Below are 22,151 nucleotides of genomic sequence, written 5' to 3'. Positions count from 1 at the left end.
ATACGCCGAATATTGTGTTTAATCATTGTCCACGCTTGTGCGTGCTCTGCTATTAGCTGCACTGTAGATTTGAATCCAAGATTCAGCTGTTTGCACACCATGTTTGGCGGTCTTCATAATAAAAAATGGCTTTTTCAAGCTCTAAAGCGGCTTCCGGGTGAAAGCGTAATTTCATGCGCCCAAGCGATTATCAATTGTTTCAAATACCGCTTCGGCGGTTATGGTTTGCACTTTGCCAGTACTGATTTCGGACAAACGCTGTTGCGCTAACTTCAACCAGGCTTGCTCGATTTCCGGGTGCGTTGCGTTGAGTGTTTGCAATAGGCTATCTGCGATCATCGCACGCTCATCAATCGGCAGGTTGGCCAATTCGGAAATAATCTCTGAGGTTTTCATCTGATAGATCCATGCAATCGTTTGACTAACATCATGGCATTTCTATTTATTTCTGCCAAGTGTCCTTCAATGTCACCGTTCTATTAAACACCGGCTTGCCTGCTACGCTGTCTTTGCGGTCAGCGACAAAATAGCCGTGACGTTCAAACTGGTAAATATCCCCTGCGCGGGCGTCTTGCGCACCTTGTTCCAATTGCGCAGTAATGGTGGTCACTGAATTCGGGTTAATGTCATCCAGAAAGTCTTTATCGCCGCTACCCGGATGCGCGTCTTTAAACAGGCGGTCATACAGTCGAATTTCAGCGGTGTAGGCATGCGCTGCACTTACCCAGTGAATGTTGCCTTTGACTTTGACGCTGTCTGAACCCGGTGTGCCAGATTTGGTGTCTGGCAGGTATTCGCAATGCACGGTAGTGACGTTGCCTGCGGCATCTTTTTCACAGCTGATGCATTTGACCACGTAGCCATAGCGCAGGCGCACCATATTGCCTGGGAACAGACGGAAGTAGCCTTTGCTTGGCTCTTCCATAAAGTCTTCGCGCTCAATCCACAACTCTTTGGAAAGTTTGACCACGCGTTTACCCAAATCCGGTTTTTGCGGATGATTAGGCGCGTAGCAGTCTTCTTCCTGATTTTCGGGATAATTGTCGATGATCAGTTTGATCGGATCAAGCACGCCGATTTTGCGTGGTGCGGATTCGTTGAGCACTTCGCGCATGCAGTCTTCAAGGATACTGTAATCAATCCAGGAGTCAGCCTTGGAGACGCCGATACGATCAGTAAACAGCTTAAAACCTTCTGGCGTGTAGCCGCGACGACGCGCACCGGCCAGGGTGGGCAGGCGTGGGTCATCCCAGCCTGATACATGTTTTTCTTCCACCAGTTGAATCAGTTTGCGTTTGGAAAGCACCACATAAGTCAGGTTCAAGCGCGCAAACTCATACTGGTAAGGCACCGGGTTGGCCAGCAGGTTTGCTTCGACCAGGCGTGCCATCAGCCAGTCGTAGAATGGGCGTTGGTCTTCAAATTCCAGCGTACAGATGGAGTGGGTGATTTGCTCCAGCGCATCTTCAATCGGGTGCGCGAAGGTGTACATTGGGTAGATGCACCATTGGTCACCGGTGTTATGGTGATGCGCGCGGCGGATACGGTAAATGGCCGGGTCGCGCATATTGATGTTAGGCGAGGCCATATCAATTTTGGCGCGTAAAATCATGCTGCCATCGGCATGTTTGCCATCGCGCATTTCACGGAAAATACGCAGGTTATCTTCAACGCTGCGTGTGCGGAAAGGCGAATCTTTACCAGGCTCGGTCAGGGTGCCACGGTTAATACGCATATCCTCGGCGCTTTGTTCATCCACATAGGCGTGGCCATGCTGGATCAGCGCTTCAGCCGCTTGGTACATCACGTTGAAATAATCTGACGCAAAGTACAGATTCGTTTCTTTGTTGCCGTTAGGTGTGGCATTGTCCCAGCCAAAGCCCAGCCATTGCACCATGTCAGAGATGCTGTCTACATACTCCTGGCTTTCTTTCTCAGGGTTGGTATCGTCAAAGCGCAAGTGGCAAACACCGTTGTAATCACGCGCCAGGCCAAAGTTTAAAAAGATCGATTTGGCATGACCAATGTGCAGGTAACCGTTAGGCTCGGGTGGAAAGCGGGTGCGGATTTTAGCGAAGTCTACCTGGCCACTGGCTTGGTGTGCGGCGTCACCTGGCGAGCCAGCCCATTTTTTGCTCGCGTACTTGTTTTCTGCGAGGTCTTTATCAATCACGGCACGGATAAAGTTGGAGGCGGCTGGAATCGGTTCTTTTTCTGTCGACATGGCGGTTCTTGAAGTTTCTAAAGTATGTCTATTTTACACGCTTCGTGCTGTGCCCCAAAACGCTTAATGCACTGTATTTCAAGCCTTGATCGACCGGCGGCACAAGGCGGATATGCTACACTGCGGGCTATGATTAAAGCCCTTGATGCACTTAAAACAGTCATTCGATGAACAAACTGGCATTCCCGATATTGGCCGTACTGGCCGATGGCAAGTTTCATTCTGGCGAGACGCTTGCGCAACGCTTTGGCGTGACGCGGGCGACTGTTTATAACGCGATTCAATCAGTAGAAGCATTGGGCATTACCGTATTCTCCGTGCGTGGGCGCGGCTACCGCCTGCCCAAGGCGGTGACTTTGCTGGACGTGGATGCCATCGTGCAGGCCTGCGGCGAATATGCGCCGTGGTTTCATGTGCAGGTGCTGGCGCAGGTGGATTCAACCAACCGTTATTTAATGCAGGAAAGCGCACGGGGGATCGCACACGCCACTTGCGTCGCTGCCCATATCCAGACCGCCGGGCGTGGGCGCCGTGGCCGTACCTGGGTGTCACAGTTGGGTGGTAGCGTGACCTTCTCACTGTTATGGCGCTTTCAGTGTGGTGCTGCCGGCTTGTCTGGCCTCAGCCTGGTGGTTGGTCTGGCGCTGGTGCGCGCCTTGCACTCATTTGGCCTGATGGATGTGCAGCTAAAATGGCCGAATGATTTGCTGGTACTGCATCAGGGACAATGGCACAAGTTGGGTGGTATTCTGATTGAGCTGCAAGGCGATATGGAAGGCCCAAGCGCGGCAGTGATTGGTATTGGCCTGAACCTGGAGATCGCGCCTGAGATGAGGCTGAATATTGATCAGCCGGTGTTAGGCCTGAATGCGTTGTCTGCACAGGCATTGGACCCGAATATATTGCTGGGACGCTGCCTTAGCCAGCTTGCCATACACTTAAACCAGTTTGCTGAACAAGGGTTTGCCTATTTTCAACGCGAGTGGACAACATATCATGCATTTCATCAGCAGTCGGTCAATTTGTTGCTGGCCAATGGCCAGACGATTCCTGGTCAGGTGCTGGGTGTGGCCGAAGAAGGCAGTTTGCTGGTAGAAACCGCGACTGGCCAACAACGTTTTAATGCCGGTGAAATCAGTGTGCGGAGTGCAGCGTGAAGTTATTGATTGATGCAGGCAATACGCGCACCAAATGGGCCTGGTGCCCGGAGGATGCATCGCATGCATCCACTGCATGGCAGGTGCATGCATTAGAGCATGAACAGTGGTTGCAGGCGGATGTGGAAGCCCAACGGTTGTTGCAGGCGATTGAGCAGGCCGAGCAGGTCTGGCTGAGCAATGTGGCTGGGTCAGATTGGTTGCAACGCTTACCTGCACTTGGTGATCAATTGCATCTGGTGCAATCACAGGCTTCTGCGCTGGGTGTGCAAAATGCGTATGAGCAGCCTTCGCAACTGGGTAGTGATCGCTGGTGCAGCATGCTCGCTGTTTGGCAGCAGTTTGGTCGGCCAACTCTGATCGTTACTGCGGGGACAGCGATGACAATCGATGCGCTAGTGGTGAATAAGGCTGGGGCCAGGTTCGCTGGTGGTACCATACAACCTGGTCTGCGTTTGATGTGGCAAAGTTTGCAGCAAGGGGCGGCGCAACTGGATTATGCTTATCCCCTTGAACGTGATGCGCTGCCAGGCTTTGCACAAGAAAGCCGGCAGGCAATGTGGCTGGGTTGCTTGCAGGCATTGGCGGCTTCAGTCTCTGCACAGTTTGAGCGCATGTTAGCTTTGGTCGATTCAGTGCCTTTATTGGTACTCACTGGCGGTGATGCACCGTTATTAAATAGATATTTGCCGGGCACATTGTCAGCGCAGGCGATTATTGTGGATAATCTGGTTTTAAAGGGGTTGGCCTGCCTGGCTAAAAATACAGACGAATGAAAAGCGCACAATAATGAAAAGACTATTCTGGATATTGCTATTAGCCAACGTGGCAGTGTTTGCTTATTTTAAGCACGACGCATCGCTGTCGGCAGTCAGCAGCCTTAAGCCTGAGATACATCCCGAACAGATAAAATTACTCAGTGCGCAAGCATTGGCGTCTTATCCTAAGCGTACGGTGGCGGTGGCATCTACTCCTGAACCTGTTTTACAGCCTGAGGCGGTTGCAGCAAACACCTCACCGGTCATGGCGTCTAATTTATCCAAAGCAGACATCAAAGCGCCAGAAGTCAAAGTTGCTGAGGCAAAACCTGTGGATACTAAGTCCTCTGAAGCCAGGCCTTCCGAAACCAAGCCTGCAGAGAAGCTGCTTGCCGACAAAACTCCTCTGGTCAAGCCAGCGGAAACACATGCGGCAGTCCAAACTGCATGTTACGAGTGGAGCGGCTTTAATATGGCGCGGGTGACTGAAGCCGCCAGTTTGGCACAGCAGATGAGTATTAAAACGCAAACCAATATGACCAGCAGCGGCCAGGAGAGCGTGCGCTACTGGATTTACAAGCCACCTTTGGCCACCGCAGAAGCTGCACAAACCAAAGCTGATGAATTGCGCAAACTGGGCGTTGAAGATTTCTTTATTGTGCAAGACGATCCTAAATGGCGTAACGCCATCTCATTTGGCGTATTCCGTGATGAAAAACTGGCAGACAAGCTCATGGCCGACCTGAAAAATAAGGGCGTGAAACTATTGATTAAGGCGACGCGCAATGGCGGGCAGGCGGTCATCAAGCTACAGCAAGTGTCACCACAACAGTTCGCCAGTTTGCAGAAATCCCGCTCGCATTTTCCGGATAGTGTATTAAAAGAGATTCCTTGCCAGTAATCATGGAGTGACTCAAACAAAAAGCCCGCAATTGCGGGCTTTTTGTTGTACAAGGATATAAAGTTAACGCTTTTTCGGCGGCAACATATCGGTAATGGTGCCTTCTTTAAGCTCTGCGGCAAAGCAAACAGTTTCAGACAGCGTAGGGTGGGCGTGAATGGTCAGGCCCAAGTCGTGTGCGTCTGCGCCCATTTCAATCGCCAGTACGGCTTCAGCCAGCAATTCACCGGCGTTGATGCCGACAATGCCTGCGCCAATAACGCGATGTGTATCTTTATCAAAAATGAGCTTGGTGGCACCTTCGGTACGCGCAATCGATAACGCACGACCACTGGCTGCCCATGGGAAGCTGGCTTTTTCGATCTCAATGCCTTTGGCCTTAGCTTCTGTTTCGGTTAAGCCCACCCAGGCGATTTCAGGGTCGGTGTAAGCGACGGATGGAATCACGCTGGCAACAAATTCAACTTTATGACCCGCAATCACTTCAGCAGCCACTTTGGCTTCATGCGTTGCTTTGTGCGCCAGCATGGGTTGGCCGACAATGTCACCAATGGCGAAAATGTGAGACACATTGGTGCGCATTTGTTTGTCGACGGCAATAAAGCCGCGCTCATCCACAATCACACCTGCGTTTTCTGCACCTATGTTTTTGCCGTTTGGACGTCGGCCAATGGAAACCAGCACGCGGTCGTATTTCTGTGTTTCTTTCGGCGCGTTGGCGCCTTCAAAATCGACATAAATGCCGTCTGCTTTGGCTTCCAGTTTAGACACTTTGGTCGAGACTAAAATACTTTCGAAACGTTTTTCCATACGCTTTTGCAATGGGCGCACCAGGTCACGGTCTGCACCTGGAATCAGGCCGTCCATAAACTCGACCACACTGACCTTGCTGCCTAGTGCGTCATACACCGTGCCCATTTCCAGGCCGATAATGCCGCCGCCAATCACCAGCATGCGTTTTGGGATGTCAGCCAATGCGAGTGCACCTGTCGAATCCATAATGCGTTCGTCTTCTGGCGCGCCAGGGAATTTAGTCGCTTGTGAACCGGCCGCGATAATGGCATGTTCAAAGCCAACCAGGGTGACGTTGCCATCGGCGGCAGTCACGGCAATCTGGTGAGGGCTGGTGAATTGACCAACACCACTGATGACAGTCACACCACGCATTTTAGCCATTTGTGCCAGGCCGCCAGTGAGCTTGCCGACCACGTCGTTGGCTTTCCAGTTACGCAGTTTGTCGAGGTCGATGTTTGGTTGGCCGAAACTCAGGCCGTGATGTTCGGTTTCTTCGGCTTCGGTAATCACTTTTGCTGTATGCAACAGGGCTTTGGATGGGATGCAGCCAACGTTCAGGCACACACCGCCCAGGGTTGGATAGCGCTCAACCAGCACGACTTTCAAACCCAAGTCCGCCGCGCGGAAAGCGGCGGTATAGCCGCCTGGGCCAGAACCGAGCACCATGACCTGACAGCTTACGTCATTGTTGCCTGTTGCTGCCGCTGGAGCGGGTGCAACAGGTGCGCTTGTTTGTGCTATCGGGGCGGCAGTTGCCTCCACGGCTGCAGGTTTCGATTCAGCCGTCGCGGCTTGGGCACTTTCTACCACCAAAATCAGGCTGCCTTTGGCGACCTTGTCACCGACTGCAACTTTGAGTTCTTTAACGACACCCGCGTGTGAAGAGGGGATGTCCATGGAGGCTTTATCAGATTCTACCGTGATCAGTGAATCCTCTTTGGCGATGGTATCACCCACGGCCACCAGCACCTCGATGACATCGACGCTGTCAAAATTGCCGATATCCGGCACCAATATTTCAACCATTTGACTCATGAAAACCTTATATTCCGATTAGTTTTGCTATTTTATCACCAAAAGAACAAGATCACTTTCAGGCTGTCTACACATCCTAATGTCTGCTAGTTGCGCCGCTCGCAGGGTGGGCGACTGGCGCCGGTTTCATGGTGCAGGTTTCATGGCCGTAGTTGCCGCCTGTGTCATCTGGTTCGTAATAATCGTTTTTGAAGGTCCAGCCATTTTTGCCAACTTTGGTGAATTGGCCCATGCCAGTGGAGAACTCGGCATATTTGGCATCAGACAGTTTAAACGTCATGGCCAGTTGTTTGCCACGTGTGATGGCTTGCCCGGTATAGCTTTGCTTGTTTTCAGTATGTGTTGCCAGATCGTATACGGACACTTGCGACGTACTGTTGCGTCGATTCTTTTTCAAATAAATGGTTACCTCATAGTCACCGACGGTGACGTTGTTGCCTTTGCAGAGATATTCGCCGCTGTAGTCCAGGCTGGCAACAGGTGCCGCAAATGCTGGCACAGAAAATGATGAGAGCAACACGAGTGTGGTCAAGCAGGATTTAACGTTCATATGACTTCTGAGATGATTATTTTGGCGTGAAATTCTTTAAAAGCCGATGTTTTTAACGCGACTTTTGAATACGTTTCATCATAAGTCCAATTGCCTAATTTACCAAGTCTCTTTTGGAATATTTCTGAGGTTTTATCAGGGGTTGTAGGACGCATCCCGAGGGTATTTGTGAGAGAATGCAAGCTATTTTTTAAGGAATTCCGTTTCAGGGGATCATGTTGCAGCGTTTGTTATCTCGAATTTCACCGATTGTCTGGCTGACCCTATTCCTGATCGGGTCGATCTTTTACCTCTGGCGCCTGCAACAGCCGCAAGCGCTGGTAGAGGTGGCCGCAGAGGTGTTGCCATTACAATGCGTTTCTTATGCTCCGTACTACAAACCGGGCATGAATCCTACGATTAAAGACAGCTTTGTCGATCCGCTGCAGATTGAGCAAGACTTGCAGGCACTGTCTAAAGTCACACGCTGTGTGCGTACCTATTCGGTTGGCCAGGGGCTGGATTACGTGCCAAAAGCGGCGCAAAAATTGGGCATGAAGGTCATTCTTGGAGTATGGATTGGCTGGGTGGATGCGTTGAATCAATCTGAATTGCAATTGGCAGTGCAACAGGCTAACCAATACCCTGATACCGTGCGTGGCCTGGTGGTCGGTAATGAAGTATTGTTGCGTGGTGAACAAACCGAGCCGAAAATGCATGAATATCTGCAATGGGCCAAAGCCAATACCAAGGCCCCTGTCACTTATGCTGACGTCTGGGAGTTTTGGCTCAAGCATCCCACGCTGGAGCAGGATGTCGACTTTGTGACCGTGCATATTTTGCCGTATTGGGAAGACAAGCCAGTCGCGATTGAGCAGGCGGTTGCGCATACGGCGTCTGTCATGGGCCACTTGGGCACTGTGTTTAAAAAGCCGATTTTGATTGGCGAGACTGGCTGGCCATCACAAGGGCGTCAGCGCTTCTGGTCCAAGCCGAGTGCGATCAATCAGGCGCGCTATATGCGTGAGTTTTTACAAGCGGCGCACGTCAATCATTGGCAGTACAACGTGATTGAAGCGGTTGATCAGCCATGGAAGCGTGAGCTGGAAGGCACGGTTGGCGGTTATTGGGGCGTGCTGGATACCGATTTACAGCCTAAATTTAATCTGCAAGGCCCTGTAGCAGAGCGTGCCGATGGCTTTAAACCTTACCTGCTGGCCTTGGTACTTGCCGTAGCAGCCGTTGCCTGGGGACAATACAAGCGCGTGCCTGTAAACCAAATGCTGTTGCTGGCGTTTACTGGCGGTGTGGTTGGCTTGCATGCTTATTTGCAGGTGGGCTATGTGCAGCTGGCCGCACGCAATAGCGCCGAGTATGCCATGTTAGGTGGCCTGGTATTACTGGGCTGGACATTAGTGCTGATGCAATTGCGGCAATGGCTGGGTTTGGGCATCAAGCCTTGCATCGAGCAATCATTATTACGCTTGCTGGCGCTGGCATTTTTACTGACCAGTGCTGGTCTGGCGATCAATGGGCGTTATCTTGATTTTCCGCTGATTCTGGTCGGCTTGCCATTGGTGATGATCGCTATTTCTATCATCACAACGCCTTTGCGTGCTAGCGTGCAGGCACCTTTGCCTATAGTGGGCATTTGGCTGACAACGGTGATGGTGGTGATTGCGGCCAATATGGCAATTGCGGTGGCCATGACGGAACCTGGCAATGTGATTGCCTGGTGGTGGTGTGCAGCATGCGGTGTGGCAGTGTTTTTGTTGCCGGCCAGAAGTGCGCAGCTTAGCCAATAAAAGTTTAAATAAATACATCAGACATGATGGAAAGAGTGAGAAGTGATCGTTTCTTGGTTTAAAAAACTGGTACCCGGGTTGGTGTTTGCCATCCTGTTTTCGGCATTGCATTTCGGGCTGTGGGCCTTGGCCAACCGTGCATTGCCGCTGATCAATGTGAAACCAGCAGTCAATGGGTTTGCTTATTCAGGCTACCGTGGCAATCAAAGCCCGCTTGATGGGCAGCACCCAAGCACGGCCGAGTTGGCAGAAGATCTGGATTTGATGCACAAGCACACGCGTCATATCCGCATGTATTCGTCGCTGGATTTAAATGAGGTTGTGCCGCTGGCCGCCAGACGCAATATGAACGTGATTGCAGGCGCCTGGATTGATACTGATAACCAGAAAAACACTCGCGAGATCTCTGCCTTGCTGGAAAAGCTGGAGAACTACAGCAATATCGATCGTGTGATTGTGGGTAACGAAGCCTTACTGCGTAATGATTTGCCAGTGCAGTCGCTGATGGGTTACCTGGATTTTGTCAGGGAGCATAGTAATGTGCCGGTTTCAACAGCTGAACCATGGCACGTTTGGCTCAAGCATCCTGAGTTGGTGAAGCATGTGGATTATATCGCCGTGCATTTGCTGCCATACCACGAGGGTGTGCCAGTGGAAAAAGCCGTGCAATACACCATCGAGCGTTACAACCAGCTCATGCAGGCTTACCCGCGTAAAAAAATCGTGATTACCGAAGTGGGCTGGCCTAGCCGTGGCCCGGCTATTGGCGCCTCTGTTGCCAGTGAAGTCAATCAGGCGCGGTTTATTCGCGAGTTTCTGGCACGTAACTCGATTGAAGACCTTGATTTTTACCTGATGGAAGCGTTTGACCAACCATGGAAAGTGGCACTGGAAGGTTGGGCTGGCGCGTATTGGGGCATGTATAACGCCGACCGTCACCAGAAGTATTCGCTGCAAGGGGCTGTACCGCCAAATACGCGCTGGATTGCGAAAGCGACCTGGTCTAGCTTGCTGGCCTTTATTCCACTCATGTTAATTGCATGGCGTTTCAAACACTGGGGCATAGGCGGTGTGTTGTCGATGGCTGTGTTGTTCCAAGCATGTATTACCACCCTCACCATTGCCTGGAACTTGCCTGGTGATTATTACTACACCCTGCGTGATTTCGTGGTGCTGATTGGCCTGATTCTGGGCATTGCATTGACCTCTATGGTACTGATGATTTATGCCGCCGAGTTCAGCGAGGTGATGTTTAAGCCAGCCTGGCGTCGCCTGTTTAAGCGGGCACAAGCCTTACCAGCAGACCAGGAACTGTTTGTGTCTATTCACCTGGCCTGCTACAACGAGCCACCGGAAATGGTGATTGCTACCATTGATAGCCTGCGTCATCTGAATTACACGCACTATGAAGTGATTGTGGTGGATAACAACACCAAAGATGAAGCCAAGTGGAAGCCGCTGGAAACGTATATGGCGACCATGCCAGATAATTTCCATTTCTACCATCTGCCTTCCTGGCCTGGCTTTAAAGCCGGGGCATTGAATTTTGCCCTGGATAAAACGCACCCGGATGCAAAAGTGGTAGGCGTGGTGGATGCCGACTACGTAGTGACCCCGGACTGGCTGTCTGACCTGGTGCCACACTTCCAGGAGTCGCAAGTCGCAGTAGTACAAGCGCCACAAGCACACCGCGAATGGGAAAATCACTTTTTCCACCGCATGTGTAACTGGGAGTTTGAAGGCTTTTTCCGTATTGGCATGCACCATAGGCATGAACGTAATGCCTTGATTCAACACGGCACCATGACTTTGATTCGCCGTGAATCACTGCAAACACTGGGTGGCTGGTCAGAATGGTGTATTTGTGAGGATACTGAACTTGGTTTGCGCTTGCTCGAGAACAATATGGAGTTGCGCTACATTGATGAAACCTTTGGTCGTGGCCTGACACCAGCCAACTTCAAGGCACTTAAATCACAACGTAACCGCTGGGCGTTTGGTGCCATGCAGATTCTTAAGCACCATATGCCTAAATTGCTGGGCAAGTCATCGCTGAATTTCAGTCAGCGTTATCACTTTCTGACCGGCTGGTTTGGCTGGTTTGGTGAGGCCTTGCAACTGGTATTCACCATTGGTTCTATCGGCTGGACCATTGCCATGCTGGCGTTTCCTAAATATTTCAGTTTGCCAGTGGTGGTCATGATTGTGCCTATCCTGTGTTTCCTGGCGATCAAGGCGATTCTGGGGCCCGTGCTGTACCGCAAAACCATGCATTGCAGCTGGATGGATATTTTTGGCGCTTCACTGGCTAGCCTGGGCTTGTCACACGCGATTGCCAGAGGCATTATCAACGGCCTGACGCACAAGGCTGGCGTGTTTGTGGTGACCAACAAAACCAAAGCCAAGCTCAGCAACTGGCAATTGATTGACCCGATTAAAGAAGAACTGTTGATTCTGGTATCGCTGATTATGGCGGGCGCAGCCATGTTGTATGCACGTGGCTTTAGCAATCTGGATGCGCAATTATGGGTGTCCATGCTGGCCCTGCAATCGCTGCCGTACTGGAGTGCGCTGGCATGTCAATGGATATCGGAACGGAAGTAAGTCCTGACGCTTTTCCACCCGATCAGGTGGAAAAGCCCTTGATCTATAAGGGGCGGGCGGCACACAGCAACCAGGTCAGCCGCTTTGACCCACACGCCCGCGTGGCCGTTGACGATGGGTGGGGAACGCTTGATGAGGATGCCCCGCCATTACGCACCGAAGTCATGCTGGATGCAGCGAAAACCATCATCAACTACATCCAGTCGCCTGATTTGCCTTTTGACCGTACCCTCAACCATTACCGCGGCTGTGAGCACGGCTGTATCTATTGCTACGCGCGTCCTACGCATGCTTATTTAGGCTTGTCACCCGGGCTGGACTTCGAGTCGCGCTTACTGATGAAAGCGGATGCCGCCGAATTGCTCAAAAAAGAGTTGGCGCATGCCAAGTACCAATGTGCGCCCATCGCACTGGGCATGAATACGGATAGCTACCAGCCGATTGAGCGTGAATATCAACTGACGCGACAAGTCATTCAAGTGCTGGCTGAAGCGAATCACCCATTCAGTCTGGTGACTAAATCGTCGCTGGTCGAACGGGATATCGATTTAATCGCCCCCATGGCCGCCAAAGGTTTGGCCAGCATCTACTTGAGCATCACGACGTTAGATAGAGAAATTGCGCGCCGACTGGAACCACGGGCGGCAGCGCCTGAACGCCGCTTTGAAACCCTGCGCCGTTTGAGCGAGGCGGGCATTCCAACGGGTGTCATGGTGGCACCAGTGATTCCGGCGTTGACCGATTGCGATATGGAGCAAATTCTGCAGCAAGCACATCAAGCGGGTGCCAGAAAAGCAGGTTATGTATTTCTGCGCTTGCCGCATGAGTTAAGCGATTTGTTTGAGCAATGGCTGCAGCAATACTTCCCGCTTAAAGCCAATCATGTCATGAGTATTGTGAAACAAAGCCGTGGCGGTAAGGCCTACCAAAGCGGGTTTGGCCAGCGTATGCGTGGTGAAGGCGTATTTGCCGATTTGCTGGCACATCGTTTCAAACTCAGTTGCCAGAAGCTGGGCATGTCAGGCGAAAGGTTGGGATTCCGTACCGATTTGTTTAAGGTGCCGGATGCCTGGCGGCAGTCGTCAAACAGCCCGCAACTCACATTGTTTTAATCACCATGCTTGATTTGTTATTTGTCTATGGCACCTTGCGCCAAGGTAACGCAAACGCAATGGCTGCTTATCTTTCTACGCATGCTGAATTCGTCACTGGAGGCTGGTTTCAAGGCCTGATGTATCAGATCAGCTATTACCCTGGTGTGATTGCCTCTGACTGTGCTGATGACCGCGTCTATGGGGAGGTTTACCGTTTGCATGATGCGCAAAGCACGCTGGCTGTGTTGGATGATTATGAGGAGTGTAGTGCCCGACATAGGCAGCCTGCGGAGTATCAACGGCTTAACACGCAGATACTTGCCGTAGATGGTCGCGTATTGGAACAGGTGTGGATTTATCTGTATCAATGGCCTCTGCACAATAAGCGACTGATTGAATCTGGTGACTTTATGCAGCACGAACAACTGATATGAAAACAAAGGGCGCCATCAGCGCCCTTTGTTTGATATTGCAGCTTAGAGTAACAACCTTCTCACATCACTCAGCATCACTCGCAGGTGGCTGGTGAATCTTGCACCGTCTGCACCGTCAATCACACGGTGATCGTATGACAGCGATAATGGCATGATCAGGCGTGGGTCAAAGCCGCCAGTGTCTTTGTTGTAGACAGGCTGCATGGCCGCGCGTGAGACGCCTAAAATCGCTACTTCAGGGCAATTGATGATAGGCGTAAACATAGTGCCGCCGATACCGCCCAGGCTGGAAATGGTAAAGCAGCCGCCTTGCATTTCTTCTACTTTCAGCTTGCGTTCGCGTGCTTTAGCAGACAGGTCAGCCAGGTCACGTGCGATATCCATCACGTCTTTCTGGTTCACATCACGCACCACTGGTACTACCAGGCCGTCTGGCGTGTCGCAGGCGAAGCCGATGTTGTAATACTGCTTGAGAATCAGGCTATCACCTTCTGGTGACAGTGACGCGTTAAAGTTAGGGTAGGTACGCAATGCGTTGACCACCGCTTTCATCAGGAAAGCCAGCAAGGTCAGTTTGACGCCACGTTTTTCTGCTTCGGCCAACATAGACTTACGGAAGTCTTCCAGGTCGGTAATGTCGGCTTCATCAAATTGTGTGACGTGCGGTGCGGTCACCCAGTTACGGTGCAGGTTGGCGCCGGACAATTTCTTGATGCGTGACAGTGGTTTGTTTTCGATGCTGCCAAACTGGCTGAAATCGATCACTGGCATTGGCAAGGTGCTCAAACCGCCACCCACGCCCATGTTTTCAGAACGTGGCTTGGACAGCTCGCCTTTAACGTAGGCTTGTACATCCGCTTGTAGAATGCGGTTTTTCGGGCCGTTGGCTTTGACCAGTGACAAGTTAACGCCAAGCTCACGTGCAAACTTACGCACAGAAGGGCTGGCATGCGCCAGTTTGCCGCTGCTGGCAACACTGCTGGCTGCGACCGGGTTCGGGGTCGCTTGCGGTTGCACTACTTGCGGCACTTCGGCCACCGGGCGTGTTGGCTCAGGAATGGCCACCGTTTTTTCATCAACCTTGACCGTTGCCACGACTGGCGTGGCCGTTGGTTGCGGGGCGACTTTCTCAGCAGGTGCTGCTTCGGCAGTGGTATCCAGCGTTAGAATCAGTGCGCCTTGCTTGGTTTTGTCGCCAACGTTGATATGAATCTCTTTGACCACCCCAGCCAATGAAGAAGGGATGTCCATGGAGGCTTTATCAGACTCCACGGTAATCAGCGAGTCTTCTTTGGCCACGGTGTCACCCACGCTGACCAGGACTTCAATCACGTCGACGCTGTCAAAGTTGCCGATATCCGGCACCAGTACTTCTTTGATAGACATATTCTATACTTTCCTTATGTCGTGACCTTAGATCGTGGCCGGGTTGGCACGAGTAATGTCGATATTATATTTTTTGATCGCTTCGGTCGCTTTGCTTGCTGGCAGCTTTCCGTCATCCGCCAAGGCTTTCAGTGCGGCCAGTACCACGTAGTAGCGGTCAACTTCAAAGAAACTGCGTAGTGCTTCGCGAGAATCTGAGCGGCCATAACCATCGGTGCCCAGGGCGACAAAGCGGTTAGGCACATAGTTGTGGATCTGGTCAGCAAACGAACGCATGTAGTCAGTGGAGGCAATCACTGGACCTTCAGCTTTTGCCAAGGCTTGAGCAACGTAGCTTAGCTTAGGCTTGGCTTCCGGGTTCAGCAGGTTGTGACGCTCGGCATCGATACCATCGCGGCGCAACTCGGTAAAGCTGGTTACGCTCCACACGTCAGCAGACACGCCCCAGTCTTTTTCCAGCAACTCGGCGGCGGCAATCACTTCGCGCAAAATCACACCAGAACCCATCAGCTGCACTTTCGGGCCCTTGGCTTTGGATTTGCTGAAGCTATACATGCCTTTGAGGATGCCCTCGGCACTGCCTTCCGGCATGGCAGGGTGGGTGTAGTTTTCGTTCATCAGGGTGATGTAGTAATACACATCTTCCTGATTTTGCACCATGCGGCGCATGCCTTCCTGAATGATCACGGCCAACTCGTAAGCAAAAGTTGGGTCGTAAGACACGCAGTTAGGAATCGTCGCAGACATCAGGTGGCTATGGCCATCTTCGTGTTGCAAACCTTCACCGTTCAGCGTGGTACGGCCTGCCGTGGCACCCAGCAAGAAACCGCGTGCGCGGCTGTCACCGGCGGCCCAGGCAAAGTCGCCGATGCGCTGGAAACCAAACATGGAGTAGTAGATATAGAACGGAATCATTTGCGTGCCGGTGACGCTATAAGACGTCGCGGCGGCCAGCCAGCTGGCAAAAGAGCCAGCCTCGTTAATGCCTTCTTCCAGAATCTGGCCACTTTGAGATTCTTTATAGAACATCACCTGGTCAGAATCTTGTGGCTCGTACAGTTGGCCGACAGAAGAGTAAATACCCAATTGACGGAACATGCCTTCCATACCGAAGGTACGCGCTTCGTCTGGCACGATAGGCACCACGTATTTGCCCACTTGCTTGTCACGTACCAGCGTAGACAGGATACGTACGAATGCCATGGTGGTCGAGATTTCACGCTCACCGGTCGCACCGAGCATGTTTTCAAATGCAGATAGTTCAGGCACTGTCAGCTCGTTACCTTTACGGCGACGGCTAGGCACAAAGCCACCCAAAGCAGAGCGGCGTTCCATCATGTATTTGATTTCCGGGCTGTCTTCGGTCGGACGGTAGTAAGACAGATTTTCTACTTGCTCGTCAGTCAATGGCAAGTCAAAGCGGTCACGGAACGCTTTCAGTGAAGCGATATCCATGCTTTTTTGCTGGTGCGTGGTGTTCTGGCCTTCACCAGCTTCACCCATGCCATAGCCTTTAACGGTTTTAGCCAGGATAACGGTAGGTTGACCCTTGTGGTTCACTGCAGACTGGTAAGCTGCAAATACTTTGTGTGGATCGTGGCCACCACGGTTCAGGCGCCAGATATCAGCATCTGACATGGCCGCGACCATTTCACGCAATTCAGGATATTTGCCAAAGAAGTGCTCACGTGTGTACGCGCCACCTTTTTGCTTGAAGTTCTGGTATTCGCCGTCCACGCATTCTTCCATGCGTTTACGCAGAATACCGTCTTTGTCCATGGCCAGCAGTGGATCCCAGTAGGAGCCCCAGATGACCTTGATCGCGTTCCAGCCCGCACCGCGGAAGTTGGATTCGAGTTCCTGGATAATTTTGCCGTTGCCGCGCACTGGGCCATCCAGGCGTTGCAAGTTACAGTTAATGACGAAAATCAGGTTATCAAGGCCTTCGCGTGCAGCCAGTGAAATCGCGCCTTGTGATTCCGGTTCGTCCATCTCGCCGTCACCACAGAATACCCATACCTTACGGTCAGCCGTATCGGCGATGCCGCGGTTATGCAGGTATTTGAGGAAACGTGCCTGGTAAATACCAGCCAATGGGCCCAGGCCCATAGATACGGTTGGGAACTGCCAGAAATCAGGCATCAACCAAGGGTGAGGGTAACTGGACAGGCCATTGCCACCAGTTTCCTGGCGGAAGTTGTCCATTTGATCTTCAGAGATACGGCCTTCAAGGAATGCACGCGCGTACACGCCTGGTGAGGAGTGGCCCTGGAAGTAAATACAGTCGCCGCCAAAACTTTCATTGGCAGCGCGGAAAAAGTGGTTAAAACCTACATCGTATAGCGTTGCTGCTGACTGGAAGCTGGCAATATGGCCACCAATCCCTGGCGATTTTTCGTTGGCACGCAACACGGTCATGATCGCATTCCAGCGAATCAGTGCGCGTACACGGCGTTCCATCTCCGGGTCACCTTGCAGTTTGCCCTGCAAGTGGGTGGGGATGGTATTGACGTAAGAGGTGGTTGCCTTATAAGGCAAATGGCCGCCGGAACGGCGGGCCTGATCAATCATTGCTTCCAGCAGGAAGTGGGCGCGCTCTGGCCCTTCATTCTCAATGACGGCACTGAGGGCTTCTAGCCATTCTTGCGTTTCTTGTGCGTCGGTTTCATTGAGGTGTGCTTGCGAATGCGTTGCCATGCGTGAGGATTCTCCGAGTTTTTAGTCGCTATGCGTATAATCTAGCACCTAGTATCCCGCACCTGGCCATGCCTAGCGCTGAGGAAAGTGTTGATTACCAAGAAGGGATTCCGAAATTGGACACTGCTTTTATGGTAACACGTTGCTGAATTTAGGTGATGAGCCTCAGCAACCTAGCTATCAACTGTAAGTGTCTCTTTTTTGGCGCTTTTGGTCAAGTTTTGCATGAATGAATCATGCCTAACTACAGGTATTTGCTACGTTTATTTAATGTTTTATATAAGAGTGTTTTCTAAAGATATGCGCATCGAGTGGTCCCAAACTTCTGAAGTCAGTTCAACCTTATTATCCGCTTATGCCAAGCATGTATTGGTCGTGTTTGAAGAAAAGTTTTTTTCGTCATTGCCATTTGCTGATGCGCTGGCGCTTAAATTGCAGCGTGCTGGCCTCACCGCAGCCGATTTAAAAGACAAACCAGTCACGCTGGAGTTGGCCGATGGCACACTGGTCAGCCTGTGCCAAGTGGAGGCTACAGCATCCGCATTCGGCGTGACTACATTGTTGCGTACGGCCATCAAACCTTTACTCAGCGAGCATCCGGCACGTATTGCCCTGGCAATACTTTCTAAGAAACATGCGGCCTCACTCGCCAGATTGGCAGCTTATGTCACCCTGGTGAATGCACAAGCCTTGCCCGTGCTGAAACAAAAAACTGCCAGCCAGAAACTGCGTGAAATCGGCGTGTTTGGTGTCGCCGATATTGCCTGGACTGATGAAGTCACGGCATTGGTGGCTGGCAATACCGTTTGCCGCGCACTGACCATGACGCCGCCCAATATGCTGACGCCAGCCTTGTACCGTCAATGCCTGCAAACCATGGCCAGCGAAAAAGGCTGGCAATATGCCGAGTGGGACACCGAGGCACTGCGCCAACTGGGCGCAGGTGCATTTGTCGCGGTGGCACAAGGCTCTGAGCCCCAAGATGCCGCCATCGTCAAACTGTCTTACCGCCATCCACAAGCTGAAAAAACGCTGGCACTGGTTGGGAAGGGTATTTGTTTTGATACCGGCGGCCATAATTTAAAGTCAGCCAAATATATGCAGGGCATGCACCAGGATATGAATGGCAGCGCAGTGGCGGTGGGCGTGTTGCAGGCCATCAGTGCGCAACAGCTGCCTATCAATGTGGATTGCTGGCTGGCTCTGGCACAAAACCATATTGGCCCCAACGCTTACAAGCAGAATGATGTGATCACCGCCCTGAATGGCATGAGCATCGAGATTGTGCATACCGATGCCGAAGGCCGTATGGTGCTGGCTGATACCTTGACCTTGGCTAGTCGTGACAAACCAGATGTGATGGTAGATTACGCTACACTGACCGGCAGTATGCAAACGGCGCTGGGTTCTCGCATGAGTGGCATTGTGGCGAATCGCCAGGCCTTGGCAAACCAGATGGTGGAAGCAGGTGCGGTGAGCGGGGAGCGCGTCGTGGCTTTCCCTTACGCTGAGGACTATGACAGCGAGCTCGATAGCGACATCGCTGATATCAAGCAGTGCACCATGGATAGCGATGCTGACCATATCCTGGCGGCCCGCTTTTTAGGTAAGTTTATCGAGGGTGACGTGGACTGGTGCCACGTCGATTTATCGTCTTATGCGCACAAAGAGGGCTTGGGCGCTGTGGCCAGCGAGGTGAACGGCTTTGGCGTGGCGCTCACCTTGCAATGGTTGCAGACATTTATGGCCAGCCAAAAAGGCTAAGCGCACAAGCCAGCTAACCACAAGCGCTGCAACGTGCCAGCCACTCACGGCCTTTGAGCATCAGGTGCCAGTACAGAGAAGGCAATATATATTTTTTTAGCCACCAGGCACTGCGGCGAGGCTTGGTCGAGTCCCAGGGAAAGGTCGGCACGATTTTGCCACCATAACCAAACTCGGCCAGGATGATTTTGCCTTTTTCTACGGTGAGTGGGCAGGAGCCATAACCATCATAACGTGAAGGCAGGGCGAGGCCCGCGCGGGCAGCTAACAAGTTCTCGGCCGCAATCACCACTTGCTTGCGCGCAGCGGCAGCCGTTTTTGCATTCGGTGTATTGGTACAATCACCGACGCCGAAAATCTCCGGGTAACGCACATGCTGCAAGCTGTGTTGATCGACTTCCACCCAGCCATCGGCATTGGCTAACGGGCTTTGCTTGATAAAGTCTGGCGCAACTTGTGGCGGTACTACATGCAATAGGTCAAACGACTCGCTGACACGGTTGATATTGCCGTCGGCATCTTTCACATTAAACCAGGCTGTTTTACTCGGGCCATCCACTTCGACTAATGTGCTGTTCAAATGCAAATCTACCTGATAGCGGCGGATATATTGCATCAGCGGTTCTACATATTCCTTGACGCCAAACAGCGCAGGCGTACTGCTGTAGAACGATGCTTTGATATTGCCCAGGCGTCCCTTGCCCAGCCACTCGGCACAGGAAAGATACAAGGCTTTTTGTGGTGCGCCCGCACATTTGATTGGCATCGGTGGCTGGGTAAACAAGGCTTTGCCGGATTGCAATTGTTGCACTAACTGCCAGGTGTAAGGCGCCAGGTCGAAACGGTAGTTAGAGGTCACGCCATGCTGGCCCAGCGTTTCTGGCAAGCCTTTGATCCCTGCCCAGTTGAGTTTAAGGCCCGCAGCGACTACCAGTTGCTGATATTGAATGTTGCCCAGCTTGTCGGTGCTGACTTGCTGTTGATCCGGCTGAAAGCTGGTGACTGCGGCCTGCAGCCAGGTGACCCCGGACGGAATGCAAGATGCCATGGGGCGTACCGTTTTCTGGGCGTCAAATTCACCGGCACCGACCAGGGTCCAGGCTGGCTGGTAATAGTGCTGCTCCGAAGGCTCTATGATGGCAATGCTTAGTGCCGGTGCGCGTTTTTTCAGGCTGGCTGCAATGGCACAACCGGCTGAGCCGCCGCCTATAATCACAATGTCGAAATTGGTTTTTTGCATGAGATGAAAGTTTTTCTAATTTTCTAATAATGAAGACGTTGGTAAGGTTAAGGGCTTAGCCAGCTTTTAACTTTATGCAGTAAGCCTGCTTGTTCGGAAGACTGGCAGCAGGCAGGTTTGGCCGCCGTTTCTGCAGAAGCCGGGCCGTTATGTAATGCTTGTTGATACACCTGGCTGGCCCGGTTACCTGTCCTGCAAAACCCGAGTACAGGGCCTGGGTGCATATTCAGCAGGGCCTGCAATTGCTGCACATGCTCAGGCCTGATTTGGTTGGGTAACACCGGGATATCCGCGTAGGCGATGCCCAGTGAGGCTGCTTTTGCGGCAAGTGTCGCGCTGAGGGGCTGCGCATCGCCGCCTTCGCCATCTGGCCGAAAATTCACAACCAGCTTGATACCGTTGGCTGCCAGTGCATCCAGGTCTGTTGCCGTTAACTGGTCGCTCACACTGTAGCGTTGATCAATTGTTTTGATGTCCATCTTTCTTTCCTATGCGCTTTTTAGTTGCGCGGTTGCTGTCTTTTGGCAAAACTCGCGATGTAATACCTGAATCACCGCCAGGGCCGCCGGGCTGCCTATGCTGTAAAACACATTTTTGCCTTCACGGCGGGTGCTCACCAGTTGCGCCTCGCGCAGTACGGTTAATTGTTGCGACAGGCTGGGTTGTCTTAAATTCAGGTTGTTTTCCAGCTCGCTGACCGATTTCTCGCCTTGTGATAACTGACATAACAGCAACAACCGATCAGTGTTTGCCATTGCTTTCATTAACTGGCTGGCCTGATCGGCCGATGCTCTTAACTGGTCAAAAAGATCCACCGCAATATCCGACGTTTGCATAATACCCCTAGAATCATCATTTATTTTTATACTTCATTTATACGTTGAAATTCCATCATAAACCTGTTGTCACAGATTGTGTACGCTTTAACACTTGAGTGATTGACCGTGAGCATGATTTGAAATCAATCTATGGTAAAGTTTGTCGCACAAATTAAAAATGAGGGCCGCTGCGACGGTCTTCACAATCACAATAAAAACACTGGGGATTATCGGGATGATGCAATCACTTTCATGGATCAGCTTGTTTCCGGAACTGGAAGCGCTGGAAGATACGGCTAAGAAACTGCTCACGCAATATGCACGCATTGTGGAGGCGCCTATTGGCACCATCGGTTATCGCGAAGGCGACCACTGTGGAGGCTATGTGCTGCGGCTTAAAGGCCGCTCGCGTGTCTATAAAATGTCAGCCAGTGGCCGCGAGATTGTGTTGTACCGCGTCGGCGCCGGTGAAACCTGCGTCATCACCACGACCTGTTTGCTGGGCAATAGCCAGTATCCGGCTTCGACCATTGTCGAAGAAGAAATTCAGGATGTGATTGTGCCGGATACGACTTTCCATAAACTCATGATCGATTCACCGGTATTCAGGCAATACGTGATGCAAAATTATGGCGCCTTGATCAGCGACCTGATCGTGTTGCTGGATGAGGTCGCCTTTCAAACGCTGGATGCACGCCTGGCCAAATGGCTGCTGGATATGGGTAATAACACGATTCAACGCACGCATCAGCAAATTGCCGATGAATTGGGTACGGCGCGTGAGGTGATCAGCCGCCAGTTAAAGCGCCTGGAACAAAAAGGCTGGTTGACCATGGGGCGCGGTGTGATTGAAATCCAGCAGCGTGGCGAATTACTGAAACTGGCGAACAGCGGCCAGTAGCACTGTATC

At 51.9% G+C, this 22,151-nt stretch carries 18 protein-coding genes; 9 read left to right on the top strand and 9 right to left on the bottom strand.

The genetic code is table 11. From position 1 onward, the window contains the following. Positions 1-171: 171 nt before the first annotated feature. Both MET42_RS0109745 and MET42_RS0109740 read right to left on the bottom strand, forming a co-directional pair. On the bottom strand, positions 172-396 hold the full coding sequence (locus tag MET42_RS0109745) for an addiction module protein (RefSeq protein WP_019882755.1): 225 nt from the start codon (positions 394-396) through the stop codon (positions 172-174). Positions 397-442: 46 nt separating this feature from the next. Beyond that, positions 443-2,224 carry a glutamine--tRNA ligase/YqeY domain fusion protein gene (locus MET42_RS0109740; protein WP_019882754.1) on the bottom strand — a complete coding sequence of 594 codons (1,782 nt, stop codon included), beginning with the start codon at positions 2,222-2,224 and terminating at the stop codon, positions 443-445. 167 nt (positions 2,225-2,391) lie between these two features. On the opposite strand from MET42_RS0109740, the gene MET42_RS0109735 reads away from it, so the two are divergent. From MET42_RS0109735 to MET42_RS0109725, 3 genes are read left to right on the top strand one after another with little or no spacing between them, the layout of a single operon-like run. Further along, positions 2,392-3,381 carry a biotin--[acetyl-CoA-carboxylase] ligase gene (locus tag MET42_RS0109735; RefSeq protein ID WP_019882753.1) on the top strand — a complete coding sequence of 330 codons (990 nt, stop codon included), beginning with the start codon at positions 2,392-2,394 and terminating at the stop codon, positions 3,379-3,381. After that, a complete protein-coding gene (locus MET42_RS0109730) occupies positions 3,378-4,157 on the top strand; it encodes a type III pantothenate kinase (protein WP_019882752.1) in 780 nt (259 codons plus the stop codon). The genes MET42_RS0109735 and MET42_RS0109730 overlap by 4 nt, the downstream gene beginning before the upstream one ends. 13 nt (positions 4,158-4,170) lie before the next feature. Further along, positions 4,171-5,040, top strand: coding sequence for an SPOR domain-containing protein (locus tag MET42_RS0109725; protein ID WP_019882751.1), 870 nt, complete (start codon positions 4,171-4,173; stop codon positions 5,038-5,040). Between the two features lie 63 nt (positions 5,041-5,103). On the opposite strand, the gene lpdA is transcribed toward MET42_RS0109725, so the two are convergent. Continuing rightward, positions 5,104-6,870 carry a dihydrolipoyl dehydrogenase gene (lpdA, locus tag MET42_RS0109720; protein ID WP_029512393.1) on the bottom strand — a complete coding sequence of 589 codons (1,767 nt, stop codon included), beginning with the start codon at positions 6,868-6,870 and terminating at the stop codon, positions 5,104-5,106. 76 nt (positions 6,871-6,946) lie between these two features. Further along, on the bottom strand, positions 6,947-7,420 hold the full coding sequence (locus MET42_RS0109715; RefSeq protein ID WP_019882749.1) for a hypothetical protein: 474 nt from the start codon (positions 7,418-7,420) through the stop codon (positions 6,947-6,949). Between the two features lie 215 nt (positions 7,421-7,635). On the opposite strand from MET42_RS0109715, the gene MET42_RS0109710 reads away from it, so the two are divergent. The 4 genes from MET42_RS0109710 to MET42_RS0109695 are packed head-to-tail and all read left to right on the top strand — an operon-like array spanning position 7,636 to position 13,336. Then, entirely contained in the window at positions 7,636-9,204 is a 1,569-nt protein-coding gene (locus MET42_RS0109710) for a hypothetical protein (RefSeq protein ID WP_019882748.1), read from the top strand. Positions 9,205-9,246: 42 nt separating this feature from the next. Further along, on the top strand, positions 9,247-11,808 hold the full coding sequence (locus MET42_RS0109705) for a glycosyltransferase (RefSeq protein WP_019882747.1): 2,562 nt from the start codon (positions 9,247-9,249) through the stop codon (positions 11,806-11,808). Then, positions 11,787-12,920 (top strand): PA0069 family radical SAM protein, encoded by a 1,134-nt coding sequence (locus MET42_RS0109700; protein ID WP_019882745.1) that lies wholly within the window; start codon positions 11,787-11,789, stop codon positions 12,918-12,920. The genes MET42_RS0109705 and MET42_RS0109700 overlap by 22 nt, the downstream gene beginning before the upstream one ends. Before the next feature lie 5 nt (positions 12,921-12,925). Beyond that, entirely contained in the window at positions 12,926-13,336 is a 411-nt protein-coding gene (locus tag MET42_RS0109695; protein ID WP_019882743.1) for a gamma-glutamylcyclotransferase, read from the top strand. A gap of 42 nt (positions 13,337-13,378) precedes the next feature. Here the strand turns inward: MET42_RS0109695 and aceF are convergent, their stop codons facing one another. Both aceF and aceE read right to left on the bottom strand, forming a co-directional pair. Next, the gene (gene aceF / locus MET42_RS0109690) at positions 13,379-14,722 is read right to left on the bottom strand and encodes a dihydrolipoyllysine-residue acetyltransferase (protein WP_019882742.1); all 1,344 of its coding nucleotides are present in this window, start codon (positions 14,720-14,722) and stop codon (positions 13,379-13,381) included. 27 nt (positions 14,723-14,749) lie between these two features. Further along, positions 14,750-17,419 (bottom strand): pyruvate dehydrogenase (acetyl-transferring), homodimeric type, encoded by a 2,670-nt coding sequence (gene aceE, locus MET42_RS0109685; protein WP_019882741.1) that lies wholly within the window; start codon positions 17,417-17,419, stop codon positions 14,750-14,752. 300 nt (positions 17,420-17,719) lie between these two features. On the opposite strand from aceE, the gene MET42_RS0109680 reads away from it, so the two are divergent. After that, positions 17,720-19,183, top strand: a complete 1,464-nt coding sequence (locus tag MET42_RS0109680) for a leucyl aminopeptidase family protein (protein WP_019882740.1) — start codon at positions 17,720-17,722, stop codon at positions 19,181-19,183. A 13-nt stretch (positions 19,184-19,196) separates the two neighbouring features. Here the strand turns inward: MET42_RS0109680 and MET42_RS0109675 are convergent, their stop codons facing one another. Genes MET42_RS0109675 through MET42_RS0109665 form a run of 3 tightly spaced genes read right to left on the bottom strand, consistent with a single transcriptional unit; the run spans position 19,197 to position 21,259 of the window. Next, a complete protein-coding gene (locus MET42_RS0109675; protein WP_019882739.1) occupies positions 19,197-20,423 on the bottom strand; it encodes an FAD/NAD(P)-binding oxidoreductase in 1,227 nt (408 codons plus the stop codon). Positions 20,424-20,470: 47 nt separating this feature from the next. Continuing rightward, a complete protein-coding gene (locus tag MET42_RS0109670; RefSeq protein ID WP_019882738.1) occupies positions 20,471-20,902 on the bottom strand; it encodes a TIGR01244 family sulfur transferase in 432 nt (143 codons plus the stop codon). Positions 20,903-20,911: 9 nt separating this feature from the next. After that, on the bottom strand, positions 20,912-21,259 hold the full coding sequence (locus MET42_RS0109665; RefSeq protein WP_019882737.1) for a helix-turn-helix transcriptional regulator: 348 nt from the start codon (positions 21,257-21,259) through the stop codon (positions 20,912-20,914). A gap of 217 nt (positions 21,260-21,476) precedes the next feature. Between MET42_RS0109665 and MET42_RS0109660 the strand changes: the two genes are divergently transcribed. Then, positions 21,477-22,142, top strand: coding sequence for a Crp/Fnr family transcriptional regulator (locus MET42_RS0109660; protein ID WP_019882736.1), 666 nt, complete (start codon positions 21,477-21,479; stop codon positions 22,140-22,142). The last annotated feature ends 9 nt before the right edge of the window (positions 22,143-22,151 follow it).

Source organism: Methylophilus sp. 42, from assembly GCF_000384155.1.
Taxonomy (GTDB): Bacteria; Pseudomonadota; Gammaproteobacteria; order Burkholderiales; family Methylophilaceae; genus Methylophilus.
Note: the sequence above shows the minus strand (reverse complement) of the source record. Positions and strands in the feature narration are given on the sequence as shown.

Coding starts and splice junctions, on each gene's coding strand:
- MET42_RS0109675 (WP_019882739.1), bottom strand. CDS start 20,423: ATGCAAAAAACCAATTTCGACATTGTGATTATAGGCGGCGGCTCAGCC.
- MET42_RS0109735 (WP_019882753.1), top strand. CDS start 2,392: ATGAACAAACTGGCATTCCCGATATTGGCCGTACTGGCCGATGGCAAG.
- MET42_RS0109665 (WP_019882737.1), bottom strand. CDS start 21,259: ATGCAAACGTCGGATATTGCGGTGGATCTTTTTGACCAGTTAAGAGCA.
- MET42_RS0109710 (WP_019882748.1), top strand. CDS start 7,636: ATGTTGCAGCGTTTGTTATCTCGAATTTCACCGATTGTCTGGCTGACC.
- aceE (WP_019882741.1), bottom strand. CDS start 17,419: ATGGCAACGCATTCGCAAGCACACCTCAATGAAACCGACGCACAAGAA.
- MET42_RS0109660 (WP_019882736.1), top strand. CDS start 21,477: ATGATGCAATCACTTTCATGGATCAGCTTGTTTCCGGAACTGGAAGCG.
- lpdA (WP_029512393.1), bottom strand. CDS start 6,870: ATGAGTCAAATGGTTGAAATATTGGTGCCGGATATCGGCAATTTTGAC.
- MET42_RS0109725 (WP_019882751.1), top strand. CDS start 4,171: ATGAAAAGACTATTCTGGATATTGCTATTAGCCAACGTGGCAGTGTTT.
- MET42_RS0109680 (WP_019882740.1), top strand. CDS start 17,720: ATGCGCATCGAGTGGTCCCAAACTTCTGAAGTCAGTTCAACCTTATTA.
- MET42_RS0109740 (WP_019882754.1), bottom strand. CDS start 2,224: ATGTCGACAGAAAAAGAACCGATTCCAGCCGCCTCCAACTTTATCCGT.
- MET42_RS0109715 (WP_019882749.1), bottom strand. CDS start 7,420: ATGAACGTTAAATCCTGCTTGACCACACTCGTGTTGCTCTCATCATTT.
- aceF (WP_019882742.1), bottom strand. CDS start 14,722: ATGTCTATCAAAGAAGTACTGGTGCCGGATATCGGCAACTTTGACAGC.
- MET42_RS0109695 (WP_019882743.1), top strand. CDS start 12,926: ATGCTTGATTTGTTATTTGTCTATGGCACCTTGCGCCAAGGTAACGCA.
- MET42_RS0109745 (WP_019882755.1), bottom strand. CDS start 396: ATGAAAACCTCAGAGATTATTTCCGAATTGGCCAACCTGCCGATTGAT.
- MET42_RS0109670 (WP_019882738.1), bottom strand. CDS start 20,902: ATGGACATCAAAACAATTGATCAACGCTACAGTGTGAGCGACCAGTTA.
- MET42_RS0109700 (WP_019882745.1), top strand. CDS start 11,787: ATGGATATCGGAACGGAAGTAAGTCCTGACGCTTTTCCACCCGATCAG.